10 protein-coding genes and 1 tRNA gene are annotated in these 12611 nt (G+C 56.0%); 5 read left to right on the forward strand and 6 right to left on the reverse strand.

Annotated features, from left to right (window positions below):
• Nucleotides 1-69: 69 nt before the first annotated feature.
• Genes Q0N43_RS08130 through Q0N43_RS08140 form a run of 3 tightly spaced genes read left to right on the forward strand, consistent with a single transcriptional unit; the run spans nt 70 to nt 2827 of the window.
• Nucleotides 70-831, forward strand: coding sequence for an SDR family NAD(P)-dependent oxidoreductase (locus Q0N43_RS08130; protein WP_295445116.1), 762 nt, complete (start codon nt 70-72; stop codon nt 829-831).
• Nucleotides 828-1640, forward strand: a complete 813-nt coding sequence (locus tag Q0N43_RS08135) for an SDR family oxidoreductase (RefSeq protein ID WP_295445119.1) — start codon at nt 828-830, stop codon at nt 1638-1640. Before Q0N43_RS08130 ends, Q0N43_RS08135 begins: the two co-directional genes overlap by 4 nt.
• Nucleotides 1637-2827, forward strand: a complete 1191-nt coding sequence (locus Q0N43_RS08140; RefSeq protein ID WP_295445121.1) for a serine hydrolase domain-containing protein — start codon at nt 1637-1639, stop codon at nt 2825-2827. The genes Q0N43_RS08135 and Q0N43_RS08140 overlap by 4 nt, the downstream gene beginning before the upstream one ends.
• 175 nt (nt 2828-3002) lie before the next feature.
• On the opposite strand, the gene Q0N43_RS08145 is transcribed toward Q0N43_RS08140, so the two are convergent.
• The 3 genes from Q0N43_RS08145 to ispG are packed head-to-tail and all read right to left on the reverse strand — an operon-like array spanning nt 3003 to nt 5529.
• On the reverse strand, nt 3003-3905 hold the full coding sequence (locus Q0N43_RS08145) for a DMT family transporter (RefSeq protein WP_295445124.1): 903 nt from the start codon (nt 3903-3905) through the stop codon (nt 3003-3005).
• 2 nt (nt 3906-3907) lie between these two features.
• On the reverse strand, nt 3908-4393 hold the full coding sequence (locus tag Q0N43_RS08150; protein WP_295445127.1) for a GNAT family N-acetyltransferase: 486 nt from the start codon (nt 4391-4393) through the stop codon (nt 3908-3910).
• A complete protein-coding gene (gene ispG / locus Q0N43_RS08155) occupies nt 4390-5529 on the reverse strand; it encodes a flavodoxin-dependent (E)-4-hydroxy-3-methylbut-2-enyl-diphosphate synthase (protein WP_295445129.1) in 1140 nt (379 codons plus the stop codon). Before ispG ends, Q0N43_RS08150 begins: the two co-directional genes overlap by 4 nt.
• Before the next feature lie 125 nt (nt 5530-5654).
• On the opposite strand from ispG, the gene Q0N43_RS08160 reads away from it, so the two are divergent.
• Nucleotides 5655-6491 carry a S1/P1 nuclease gene (locus Q0N43_RS08160; protein WP_295445132.1) on the forward strand — a complete coding sequence of 279 codons (837 nt, stop codon included), beginning with the start codon at nt 5655-5657 and terminating at the stop codon, nt 6489-6491.
• Nucleotides 6492-6571: 80 nt separating this feature from the next.
• Here the strand turns inward: Q0N43_RS08160 and Q0N43_RS08165 are convergent, their stop codons facing one another.
• Complete coding sequence (locus Q0N43_RS08165) at nt 6572-8650, reverse strand: M3 family metallopeptidase (RefSeq protein ID WP_295445135.1); 2079 nt, start codon at nt 8648-8650, stop codon at nt 6572-6574.
• Nucleotides 8651-9104: 454 nt separating this feature from the next.
• Here Q0N43_RS08165 and Q0N43_RS08170 point away from each other — a divergent pair.
• Nucleotides 9105-9180 (forward strand) — tRNA-Val (locus Q0N43_RS08170).
• A gap of 266 nt (nt 9181-9446) precedes the next feature.
• Here Q0N43_RS08170 and Q0N43_RS08175 read toward each other — a convergent pair.
• Nucleotides 9447-11447 (reverse strand): 3-hydroxyacyl-CoA dehydrogenase NAD-binding domain-containing protein, encoded by a 2001-nt coding sequence (locus Q0N43_RS08175; RefSeq protein WP_295445138.1) that lies wholly within the window; start codon nt 11445-11447, stop codon nt 9447-9449.
• A 131-nt stretch (nt 11448-11578) separates the two neighbouring features.
• The gene (gene mmsB, locus Q0N43_RS08180) at nt 11579-12460 is read right to left on the reverse strand and encodes a 3-hydroxyisobutyrate dehydrogenase (RefSeq protein WP_295445142.1); all 882 of its coding nucleotides are present in this window, start codon (nt 12458-12460) and stop codon (nt 11579-11581) included.
• Nucleotides 12461-12611 lie beyond the last annotated feature (151 nt).

A 12611-nucleotide genomic window follows, 5' to 3' on the forward strand; every position in this document is an offset into this window, starting at 1 on the left:
CAAAGCTGCAGCTTTGGCTGCCACCTCCCATCGCAAGTCGATGGAGAGAGAAGAGTGAGAGGAATGCAAATGTCTTTATTCGATATGACCGGCAAGGTCGCCATCATCACAGGGTCGTCGCGCGGCATCGGCCAGGCAATCGCCGAAGAAATGGCGGAACATGGCGCAAAGGTTGTGATCTCCAGCCGCAATATCGAAGATTGCGAAGCAGTCGCCGCTGGCATCAATGCAAAGCATGTAGGCGCGGCGATTGCGGTGGCCTCAAGTCTCTCGTCTAAGGAAAGCCTGCAAAATCTGGTTGATGCAGCGCATAAGGCATTTGGCAAGGTCGATGTCTTGGTCTGCAATGCGGCGTCGAACCCGCATTATGGCCCGATGGCGACCATCACCGACGAACAACTGCGCAAGACGCTCGATCACAATATCGTCTCACAACATTGGCTGATCCAGATGGTTGTTCCCGAAATGATCGAACGCAAATCGGGCTCCATCGTGATCGTGTCGTCCATTGGCGGCCTGCGCGGTTCACCGATCTTGGGCGCTTATGCGATTACCAAGGCGGCGGATATTCAGATGACCAAAAACCTCGCACGCGAATATGGCCCGCATAATGTGCGCATCAATTCCATCGCGCCGGGGCTTGTAAAAACCGATTTTGCTAAGGCGCTGTGGGAGAATCCCGAAAACCTGAAAGCCTCCACCGCTGGCGCGGCATTGGGCCGTATTGGCGAACCGCGTGAGATTGCAGGCGCTGCGGTATATCTGGCGTCCGATGCATCCACCTTTATGACCGGACAGACAATTGTTGTTGATGGAGGGGTAGTCGTATGACCGTTCAACAGGCTCAGGGTGCACTGGCAGGCAAAGTCGCCATTATCACTGGCGCAGGTTCCGGCATTGGCCGTGCATCCGCCATCCGTTTTGCGGCCGAAGGCGCGAAGGTCGTTTTGGGCGACATGGCGGCATCGGTGCATGACACCGCCGCGATGATCGGTGACGCGGCGACCGCCGTCCAAATGGACGCAGGCGACGAAAGTGATGTCGCGGCTTTGGTTGCCAAGGCCATCGAACTGCACGGCCATCTGGACGTTGCATTTGCCAACGCTGGCATCTCCGGCGGCATGGAAGGCATCTTCGACAACACTGTCGAGAATTTCACCAGCGTCCTGCGCGTCAACCTCATCGGCCCGTGGCTGATGGTGAAGCATGCGGGCAAGGTCATGGCCGATGCAGGTAGTGGCGGTTCAATCATCCTGACCGCAAGCGTCGCGGGCATTCGTTCGGGTGCAGGCGGGCCGCCTTATTCGGCGTCAAAGGCTGGCGTCATCAATCTGGCGATGGTTTCGGCGCAGCAATTGTCGGGCACTAATGTCCGCTGCAACGCGATTTGCCCCGGCCTTACCGAAACCGGTATGACCAAGCCGACATTTGATTATGCAAAGGAAAAGGGCGTGACGGACAAAATCGGTCGCCTCAACCCGTTGCGCCGTGGCGCGCAGCCGGAGGAACTCGCCAATGTCGCCTTGTTCCTCGCCAGCGATCAGGCCTCTTATGTCAATGGCCAAGCCATCGCTGTTGACGGCGGGCTATCGAGCTCACACCCCGTGACCCGCCAATTGACTGGACAAACCGCAGTATGAGCGCCGAAAATTTAGGTTTCGTTCCCGAGCGCCTCGCGCGGATTCCCGCCTTCCTTCAGGCCAATTATCTCGACAATGGCAAATTGCCGTTTGCGTCGGTGTTGGTTGGCCGTGGCGATGATATCGCGTTGCAATGGAGCTCTGGCGTCGCCGATGATGCTATTTTCCGGATCGCATCCATGACCAAGCCAATCACCTCGGTCGCGTTCATGCAGTTGGTGGAGCAGGGCAAGGTCGCGCTGACGGATCCGGTCGCCAAATATGTCCCCGAATTTGCCAAATTGGGCGTGTTTGTGGGCGGCGGCGGCAATGTTCCCTTTATCACGCGCGCACCGTCCACGCAGATGCGGGTGGTTGACTTGCTGCGGCATACAGCCGGATTCACCTATAGCTTTCAGGAACAAGGCAATGTCGACGCGGCCTATCGCAAGACCGATGTTGAAAGCTGGAGCAAAAATACCTCGCAAAGCGTGATTGATACACTTGCGCAAATCCCGCTGGAATTCGACCCCGGAACGCAGTGGAATTATTCCGTAGCCACTGACATACTCGGCATATTGGTTGAACGGATCAGCGGGCTGTCATTGCCCGAATATTTCCAGACGCATATTTTCCAGCCCTTGGGCATGAACGATACATTCTTCCAAGTGCCTGCCGACAAGGCTGCCCGTATCCCCGAAGGCTTCAGCTTTGACCCCGAAGCGAAAATGAAGCTGATCGACAAGGCCGGGGCCGACAGCATGTGGGCCAAAGGATGGTCATTCAATTCCGGCGGCGGCGGTCTGGCGTCGAGCGTTGCGGACTATTATCGGTTCTGCCGGATGCTGCTGAACGGCGGCGCGCTGAACGGCGCACAAATCCTCAGCCCAAAAACGATAGAATTGATGACCGCCAATCATATTCCCGGCGGCCAAGACCTGACGCAAATGTCGAAATCTTTGTTCAGTGAGGCCGAAATGGCCGGCATTGGCTTTGGCCTTGGCTTTGCCACGACCATCGACAGCGCTGCGACACTTGCGCCTTGCTCCAACGGCGATTTTTATTGGGGCGGCATGTATTCCACCGCCTTTTTCGTGGATCCGGTTGAGGACATCATCATGATGTTCATGACGCAATTGCTGCCGTCCACAACCTACCCCGTGCGCCGCGAGATCAAGACGATGATTTATTCCGCGCTGGCGGCTTAGACTAACGGTTCCGTTTATATACTATGTCATGCTGGAGCCGAAGGCGTGCAGAGCACAACTTGGTTCAGCATCCATCGTGCCACGCGGGCCGAAGGGTCTAGAGGCGAAATGGACCCTGAAACAAGTTCAAGGTGACACAGCCGTGGGTGCGCGAGAGAGCTTTCGGCCCCCCTCCCTAAACCGTCGCAACCTCGACCTGATTGACCGGCTCCGGCTTCGCCCTTGCCGCGATCAGGCTGCCGCTCACGATCAAGGCCGTGCCCAAAAGCACGGGCAAGGTCACCGGCTCGGCAAAGAACAGCCAGCCGAAAAATGCCGCCCAGACAAAGGCGGTATATTCGACCGAAATCAAAATCTGTGCCTCCGCGCGTGCATAGGCCCAGCTCATCAGCAACAGTGAAATAACCGCCAGCGCCGCGGCACCGCTGATCATCGGGGTATCAGACAGGCCAATCGGCTGCAAAAAATATGGCGCGAAAAGGCCAAGCGTTAACGCGACAAATAGATTCTGAAAAAAGGCGATTTCAATAGGCCCCGCGACCTGCGCCTGCCGCCGGGCGAGGATGAGATTATACGCAAACACCACTGCCGAAAACAACACCGCCGCAGCGCCCCAGAGATGCCCACTGGTATAGTGTCCGCTCAACCGGCCAGCCATGATGATCACTACCCCGCCAAGCCCTGCAAGCGACGCCCAGATGGCGGAACGGCCTATCGTCTCCCCCAGCATAACAGCGGCGAAATATAACGCGATGACAGGCGCGATGAAGCTAAGCCCAATGGCCTCGGCCAGCGGCAATTGCGTCAACGACCAGAAAAAGCTGACCGCCATGACCGACACGATTATGCTGCGCCACACATGCATTTTCAGGATGTGCGCTGGTGGCCATTTTTGTCGCGTTCCGACAAACAATAGGCCCATGAACAATGCACCAAAGCTATTGCGCCACATCACGGCATTATAGGCACCCAGCGAAAGCGCCAGATCCTTCATCGCCGCATCCATTAGCGAAAATGTTCCGACCCCCGCAGCAGCCACCATGAACGGGATGAACGGACGCGGGTGGAGTTCAGCCATGTTTACAGGCTGTGCGTGGCAAGATTATCGAGCGCCGCACCATCGACGCGGTAGACGGTCCATTCGTCCATCGGCACTGCGCCCAGCGCCTTATAAAAATCAATTGCGGGCGTGTTCCAATCCAGCACCGACCATTCAAGCCGCGCACAATCCCGTTCGACCGCAAGCGCGGCAAGCCTGCCCAGCAACGCCTTACCAAGCCCCGACCCGCGCGCATCGGGACGGACAAACAAATCCTCCAGATAGATTCCGGGCCGCCCTTCGAAGGTCGAAAAATTATGGAAGAACAAAGCAAAGCCCTGCGCCACATTGTCAATCTCGCCAATCAGAACCTCAGCATAAGGGCGCGGTCCAAACAGCTTTTGCGCCATGACCGCTTCATCAAACCGCACGGCATGGGCCAGCTTTTCATATTCCGCCAGATCGCGGATAAATTGCCCGATGCGCGATATATCAGCGGCGGTGGCGGGACGTATCGAAAGGCTCAAGCCGCTTTCCCGTGCAGCGTATCCATGCTGACGCTGGTGCCAGCGTCAATCTCTGCGGCTTTCGCTTCGACCAAGCGCACGATATGCGCGACCATGTCGTCATTTTCGACATGATGGTCGGTGACGCCAGACAGATAAACCATATGCTTGCCATTGCCGCCGCCCGTGATGCCGATGTCGGTCTCGCGCGCCTCGCCGGGGCCGTTGACGACGCAGCCCAGAACCGAGAGCGACATGGGTGTCTTAATATGGCCAAGCGCATCCTCAAGCTTTTGCACCGTGCGGATGACGTCAAAGCCTTGGCGCGCGCAGCTTGGGCAGCTGACGACGCGCACGCCGCGAGTGCGCAGGCCAAGCGCTTTCAGAATTTCATAGCCAACGCGCACTTCTTCTTCGGGTTCCGCAGACAGGCTGACGCGGATTGTATCGCCAATGCCTGCCCACAACAAATTGCCCATCCCGATGGAGGATTTTACTGTCCCGCCAATAAGGCCGCCCGCCTCGGTTATGCCAAGATGCAAGGGGCAGTCGACGGCGTCGGCCAAACCCATATAGGCGGCAACCGCCAGAAAAACGTCCGATGCCTTCACCGCGACTTTGAATTCGTGGAAATCATGGTCCTGCAGCAGCTTGATATGGTCAAGCGCACTCTCAATAAGCGCCTCCGGGCAAGGCTCGCCATATTTTTCGAGCAGGTCTTTTTCTAAGCTGCCTGCATTAACGCCGATCCGGATCGCGCAGCCATTGGCTTTGGCGGCGTTGACGACTTCCTTCACGCGTTCCGATGAACCGATATTGCCGGGGTTGATACGCAAGCACGCCGCGCCCGCGTCCGCCGCCTCCAACGCGCGTTTGTAATGAAAATGAATGTCAGCGACGATGGGCACATTGGCCGCGCGGACAATCTGTTTCAGCGCCGCCGTGCTCTCCACATCGGGGCAGGAAACGCGGATGATATCGACGCCTGCATCCTCACACCGGCGGATCTGGTTGATCGTGGCCGCAGCATCGCTGGTCAGCGTATTGGTCATGGTTTGCACCGAAATCGGGGCATTGCCGCCAACAGGGACATTGCCGACCATGATCTGGCGAGACTGACGGCGCGCAATATCGCGCCAAGGACGAATAGAAGACATGGACGTGATATAGGCGGCTTGGGATTTTCCCGCAATCATCATCCTGAACTGTTTTCAAGATAGTTAAAGCGCGAATTAGAGCAGACCGCTTTGATTTACGCGTGGATACAAACTAAGAAGGAGACATGAAACGCTTCCTTATTTTGCTCGCCCTCTTGTTCGCGCCATTGGCACCTGCCCAAGCGTATTGGGAATATGGCCATCAAACCGTCGCGCAGATTGCGCAGGCCAATATGTCCCCCATAGCGCGCGTGAGTATGCAGCGGCTGCTTCGCGCCGCGCCAATGTTGGGCACGCCCACATGCGCTATGCGTAATATCGGCGATGTCAGCGTCTGGGCGGATTGCATTAAGGGCGATCGTCTGCGCTGGGGTTATACCAACAGCTGGCATTACCAAAATGTCGACATCTGCAAGCCGTTCGACCTGAAAAGCGCCTGTGCCGACGGCAATTGCGTTTCAGCGCAGATTGACCGCAACTTTGCGCTTCTATCGAACAAGGCCCTGCCCGCGCATGTCCGGTTGGAGGCGCTTGCGTTTCTGGTGCATTTTGTCGGCGACATCCATCAGCCATTACATGCTGGCGACCGTGCCGATCGCGGCGGCAATGACCTGAAAACCACTTATGGTGTGATGCCTGGATATAATCTCCATTCGGTGTGGGACGGGCTTTTGGCCGACCGCGCGCTGTCGGGAGCGCCCTTTATTGTCCGCGTATTTTCGCCAGCGGAGAAAGCAGCGGTCGTGCAAGGCGATGTGGGCCTGTGGAGTGAAGAGAATTGGGCCGTGTCAAAAAATATCTCCTATCCGCGCGCTATGGATGGCGACCCTTGTGGCGCAAAACCATCCGCACCGGTCATCATTGACGAAGCCGACGTGGCTGCATCACGCGCTGCATTGCGCCAACAGGTCGAACGCGGCGGCATCCGTTTGGCGCGGTTGTTGGACGAGGCTTTACGCTAAGTCCGAAAGCTCCAAAAATCAACAAAAAGGGCTGCGCAGATTGTCGCCTGCGCAGCCGCTTTTTATAATATCGCAGCGCCTTATTCGCCGGTGGGAAATCCGCGCTTTTTCATGATATATTTGACGTCGGGGTCACGACCACGAAACGCGCGAAAGGCTTCAATCCGGTCGGTTTCGTTGCCCGTTGCCAGCAACATCGACCGGAACCGCTCCGCTGTTTCCTTGTCCCAAACATCGCCCGTTTCGGTGAAGGCAGCCCAAGTGTCGGCATCCATCGTTTCGGACCAAAGATAGCTGTAATAGCCCGCCGAATAGCCATCATCGGCAAAAAGATGGTTAAACTGCGGCAAACGGTGCCGCATCGCCATTTCCTGTGGCATGCCGATTTCTGCAAGCGTATCGCGTTCAAAGGCGGCGGGATCAGCCACAGGCTCGCTTCGATTATGCAGCTTCATATCTAGGATCGCGCTCGACAGATATTCGACCGTGGAAAAACCTTGGTTGAACGTGTCGCTCGCCCGGATTTTCTCCACCAAAGCTGCAGGTATTGGTTCACCTGTCTTATAATGCTTGGCATAAGTATTGAGCACATAAGGCGTCAGCAGCCAGTTTTCATTCACCTGACTTGGGAATTCAACAAAATCGCGGGGTGCCTCGCCAAGGCCCGGCCACATGATGTCGTAGTTCAGATAATGGATTGCATGGCCAAATTCATGGAACAATGTAGATGCATCGTCGATACTAATCAACGTCGGCACGCCGTCGGCGCCTGGAACGAAGTTGTTGTTGTTCGACGCGAGCACAATGTTGTTCTTGCCGCCCAATGCGTGCTGGCTGCGATACGTCGTCATCCATGCGCCCGACCGTTTGCCAGCACGGGCAAAATTGTCGAGATAGAATAGGCCAATGACCTTGCCGTTGCGCTTCACTTCAAATGTCCGCACTTTGGGTTCGAACACCGGAACCGTGCCCGTGTTTTCGGTGAAGGTCATGTCATAGAGCTTACCCGTAGCATCAAACATGGCCGCGACCATGTTATCGAGCTGAAAATATGGCTTAACCGCCTCCTGATCGAGGTCATATTTCGCCTTGCGCACCTTTTCGGCGTAGAAACGATAATCCCATGGCGCGATGGTGATATTGTCCGCATTGGCGATGCCTTGCATATCCCCCACTTCTTCCTTCACGCGGGCAACCGCGGCAGGCCAGACCTTCATCATCAGCTCCATCGCCTTATTGGGGTCCTGCGCCATCGTATCAGCCATCCGGTAATGCGCATGGGTTGCAAAGCCCAAAATTTCGGCGCGCTGCTGACGTAGCTTCAGGATTTCGGCTATGGTTGCATTGGTGTCATTGGCATCCTTATTATCACCGCGCTTGGTGAAGGCACGCCAGACTTTTTCGCGCAGATCGCGGCGCGTTGAATTTTCAAGGAATGGCTGCACCGCTGAACGGGTGTTGACGACGGCCCATCCGCTTTGGCCCTTCGCCTTGGCTGCGGCTTGCAACGACGCGACAAAACTTTCTGGTAGGCCAGCCAAATCGGCCTCTTGCGTCATCAAAATGAAGGTTTCCTCATCGGCGAGAACCTTTTCGGAAAAAGCGGAAAACTTGCTCGACAGGTCGGTCTCAATGCCGATGACTTGCGCTTTTTGTGCCGCATCAAGCATAGCGCCATTTCGGACCAAGCCGTCATAGGTCCGCTCCAACAGGCGGTTCTGCTGTGAATCGAGACCCAGATTGGCGCGCTGGTCATATAGATATTTTACGCGCTGAAAATACCGCGCATCCAACGACAATTCGGAGAAGAACGCACTCAGCTTCGGCTCCCACTCGGCCTGAATTTTGCGCACTTCGGGGCTGGACAAGTTAGACGAATGGACGCCCCAGATGGAGAATAACCGGCCAATTTTTTCACCCGACAGCTCGCTGGCCGTGATCGTATTGTCAAAGCTAATGGCCTCGGGCTTTGCAAGCATGGCTTCGAATTCAGCCTTCGACGCATCCATCGCGGCTTTGAATGCAGCCGGAAATTGCGCTACTTTCACCTGATCCCATGGTGGAACACCGTCATAAGGGCCAGTCCATTCCTGCAGCAATGCGGGTTCATTCGCCGCTTGGCTGGCATTCATGTCCTTTGTTTGTGCAACCGCTGTCATTGATACTCCTGACAATAAAAGCGCCGCGGCGCTCATCATGATGTTATGTGTTCTCACCTAATTTTGCTCCTCTGGGTCATGCTGCATTTATTCTGACGCCGCATGAACATCAGGATAGCGCATCGCGTAGGGTAAGCAAACCTCCTGTCCGCCAAAACTGTTTCCTCCAATATGGAGATAAGTTTTACATATGCGTTATCGTTTTTTCGTGCGTTCGCAAAAGCATAATCTTATCAGGTGGTTGTTCAAAAGATTATGCCAGAGTTCTCACCTCACCCCGCCACAGGCCAAAATGGACGCATTGCGATGGTCAGCGGGTATTCATTGAGCTTTCCGCCGAAACATCGGCAAAAATGGATGATTATTTTGCAACGATCGGTTCGCGCTTTTCGCCAATCATTTAAATGGCCTTGCCAAATGTGATTCACTTTGGCACATGCTCGTCTCCCGAGAGGGGCGCTTAGCTCAGTTGGTAGAGCATCTCGTTTACACCGAGAGGGTCAGCGGTTCGAGCCCGTTAGCGCCCACCATATTTTTCAATGGCGTAACGGCCATTATCCGCGCAAATCCCGATGAAAATTCATTTCTAGTGGTCAGGCGGCAAGGGACCCACCCTTTTTATTGCGGCAATGATTTGGCCTTGCTGCCTCGCCTGCTCCTCGCGGCACCGATTCGGTTTCCAAAACTTGTGCTATGCGGCCCTCCGACCCAGCTTTGGTGTCATCCAAGGCCTGCCCCCCTCGCAACCCCAAAACCCACCCGGCGCGTCGGCGGCGCCGGGTGCGTTACTGCAATATCAGGCTTTGGCTTTCAGGCTCTCCGCGACCTTAACGCCATGCCGCTCAAGCGCTTCAACGATTTTGACTGCGCCTTCCAAATCGCCCCAGAACATGGGGCCGCCGCGATAGATCGGCCAGCCATAGCCATAGATCCAGACCACATCGATGTCGGACGCGCGTTGGGCTTTGCCTTCTTCGAGGATTTTATAGCCCTCATTGACCATCGGGTAGAGCGTACGCTCGACGATTTCCTGTTCACTGATTTCACGCTTCGGCAGGTTTGAAGTCGCGCGAAATTCCTCAATGATCGCCAACGCCTCGGCACTTGGCGTGCCCACACGTTTTTCATCATAATCGTAAAAGCCCTTGCTGTTCTTCTGACCAAAACGGCCAGCCGCACACAGCGCATCGCGGATGGTTTCGACCTTGGACGGGTCACGGTGCCAACCAATATCTAGCCCAGCCAGATCGCTCATCTGAAACGGTCCCATAGGCATGCCGAAATCGGTATGCACCTTGTCGATCTGTGCCGGCGTCGCCCCCTCCAACAGCAATTGCATGGCTGGCTGCTGACGCGTGGACAGCATCCGGTTACCGATAAAGCCATGGCAGACGCCTGCAACGACCGCGACCTTGCCGATTTTCTTGCCAATCGCCATTGCCGTGGCAAGCACGTCCGGCGCGGTTTTGTCGCCGCGCACGACCTCAAGCAATTTCATGACATTAGCAGGCGAGAAGAAATGCATGCCGACGACATCTTGCGGCCGCGCGGTGCTGGCGGCAATTTCGTCAATGTCGAGATAGGATGTATTCGACGCGAGAATCGCGCCGGGCTTGCAAATAATGTCCAGCTTTCCGAACACCTCTTTTTTGACGTCCATGCTTTCGTAAACGGCTTCGATGACAAGATCGCAGTCGGCCAGATCATCAAGCGTCAATGACGGCGTCAGCAAGGCCATCATTTCTTCAACATGCTCAGGCGAAAAGCGGCCCTTGGCGGCGCTGTTTTCGTAATTTTTGCGGATTACGCCAACGCCGCGGTCCAGATTTTCCTGCACCATTTCGACGATGGTCACAGCGATGCCCTTTGACAGGAAATTCATCGAAATCCCGCCGCCCATGGTGCCAGCACCAATCACGCCGACTTTCTTGATATCACGCAAGGCAATGTCCTTGGCCAACCCGTCAATCTTTGCGGCTTGGCGTTCGGCAAAGAACATGTGGCGCTGGGCCGCAGATTGCGATCCAGCCATTAGCTTCACAAACTCCGCGCGCTCGAACTTCAAGCCTTCGTCAAAAGGCAACCGCGTTGCCGCCTCGACACAGGCAAGATTGGCATAAGGCGCATCAAAGCCTTTCCACTTCTTGGCATTGGCCGCCTTCAATTGTGCGATGATCCCAATATCACCATCCAGCGGACGATCGCGCGTTGGCCGTGGGCCAATAGCGATCAGTTCGCGTGCATAAGCAATGGCGTCGTCGGCAAGGCTGTCTTCACCTGCCAACCGGTCGACCAAACCAATAGATGCCGCCTGCGTCGCCGACAAAGGTTCGCCAAGCGCACACATTGTGGCGGCGGCTTCTACGCCTACAACGCGCGGCAGCCTTTGCGTCCCTCCAGCGCCCGGTAAAAGGCCAAGCTTTACCTCTGGCACGCCAAGTCGCGCGGACGGCACGGCAATGCGGTAATGACACACCAGAGCGGTTTCCAGTCCCCCGCCCAGCGCCGTGCCATGAATGGCCGCCACAACGGGTTTGCCGGCAGCTTCAATCATGGTCAACACGACGTTCAAATCCGGACCTTGTGGGGCTTTGCCAAATTCTGTGATGTCGGCACCTGCGATAAAGGTCGATCCTGCACAGCGCAGCACAATCGCCTTTACATCATCATCCACCAGTCCCTGTTCAAAACTGTCATTCAGCCCCTGACGGACATGCCAAGACAATGCGTTGACGGGGGGATTGTCGACAATCACCACAAGGACGTCGTCAAATTTCTGCGTGGTTACTGATTGCACGGGCAACTCCTAATTTTTAAGGTTCGGCGCATGTGCCGGTTGTCGAGTGATGAAGGAACTGGCGATAGTCCTAATATGTTTTCTGCAGACTTTGCAATCCTGCTGATCGACGCTTTCCGCCGTCGTGCGATTTACGCCTGGACTTTAAGGGCTTGGATGATTGCCGAAAAGTCCAAGGCACCATTTCCGGCTTCATCAAATTGCGCATATAATTCCGCTGCGCGTTCGCCCATCGGCACTTCGGCATGTACCGACCGCGCGGCCTCCATCGCCAGCTTAAGGTCCTTGAGCATCAATGCCGTAGCAAAACCGCCTTGATAATCATTATCCGCAGGCGATGTTGGCCCAACACCCGGAACCGGGCAATAGCTGGTCATCGACCAGTTCTGGCCCGAGGCTTTTGAAGATATGTCGTAAAAGGTCTGGAGGTCCAGCCCCAGCTTCTCGGCCATGGCAAAGGTCTCACAGGTCGCAATCATCGACGCACCAAGCAGCATATTGTTACAGATTTTTGCCGCCTGCCCCGCGCCAGATGCGCCGGCATGAATGACAGCTTTGCCCATCGCTGATAAAATCGGTTCCGCGCGCGCAAAGGCGGTATCGGTGCCACCCACCATGAAGGTTAAATTCCCTCCATTGGCAGCCGCTATCCCACCCGAGACAGGCGCATCGACCATGTCAAAGCCAGCCGTGACAGCATCCGCCGTCACCTGCCGCGCGGTGTCCACATCAATCGTTGAACAATCGAGCAATATCCCGCCTTTGGGTGCGTGGCCCAAGACGTCGTTCTCAAACACATCCGCGACAATTTTACCATTGGGCAACATCGACACCACCGCGTCGACGCCAGCCACCGCGTCGCGCACAGACGTAAATGTGGCGCAGCCATTGTCCTGCGCGCGGGACAGTGCCTCGTCCGACAGGTCAAAGGTATTTACCGCATGCCGTGCCTTCACAAGGTTCGCAGCCATGCCGCCGCCCATATTGCCAAGACCGATAAACGCAATTTTCATTTGCCTTACCCCATTGTCGGAATGACGAAGGCGTTACCGCCGTCAGGCGAGCCATCTGGCCAACGCTGCGTGATGGTTTTGACCTTGGTCCAGAACTTCACGCCTTCCATGCCGTGCTGGTTGGTGTCACCAAAGGCAGAGCGTTTCCAGC

It is taken from the genome of Sphingorhabdus sp. EL138 (assembly GCF_945882965.1).
Taxonomy (GTDB): Bacteria; Pseudomonadota; Alphaproteobacteria; order Sphingomonadales; family Sphingomonadaceae; genus Sphingorhabdus_B.

Excerpts from the sequence above, each read along its gene's own strand:
- Q0N43_RS08140 (WP_295445121.1), top strand. The coding sequence starts at position 1,637 with ATGAGCGCCGAAAATTTAGGTTTCGTTCCCGAGCGCCTCGCGCGGATT.
- Q0N43_RS08135 (WP_295445119.1), top strand. The coding sequence starts at position 828 with ATGACCGTTCAACAGGCTCAGGGTGCACTGGCAGGCAAAGTCGCCATT.
- mmsB (WP_295445142.1), bottom strand. The coding sequence starts at position 12,460 with ATGAAAATTGCGTTTATCGGTCTTGGCAATATGGGCGGCGGCATGGCT.
- Q0N43_RS08160 (WP_295445132.1), top strand. The coding sequence starts at position 5,655 with ATGAAACGCTTCCTTATTTTGCTCGCCCTCTTGTTCGCGCCATTGGCA.
- Q0N43_RS08145 (WP_295445124.1), bottom strand. The coding sequence starts at position 3,905 with ATGGCTGAACTCCACCCGCGTCCGTTCATCCCGTTCATGGTGGCTGCT.
- Q0N43_RS08165 (WP_295445135.1), bottom strand. The coding sequence starts at position 8,650 with ATGACAGCGGTTGCACAAACAAAGGACATGAATGCCAGCCAAGCGGCG.
- ispG (WP_295445129.1), bottom strand. The coding sequence starts at position 5,529 with ATGTCTTCTATTCGTCCTTGGCGCGATATTGCGCGCCGTCAGTCTCGC.
- Q0N43_RS08130 (WP_295445116.1), top strand. The coding sequence starts at position 70 with ATGTCTTTATTCGATATGACCGGCAAGGTCGCCATCATCACAGGGTCG.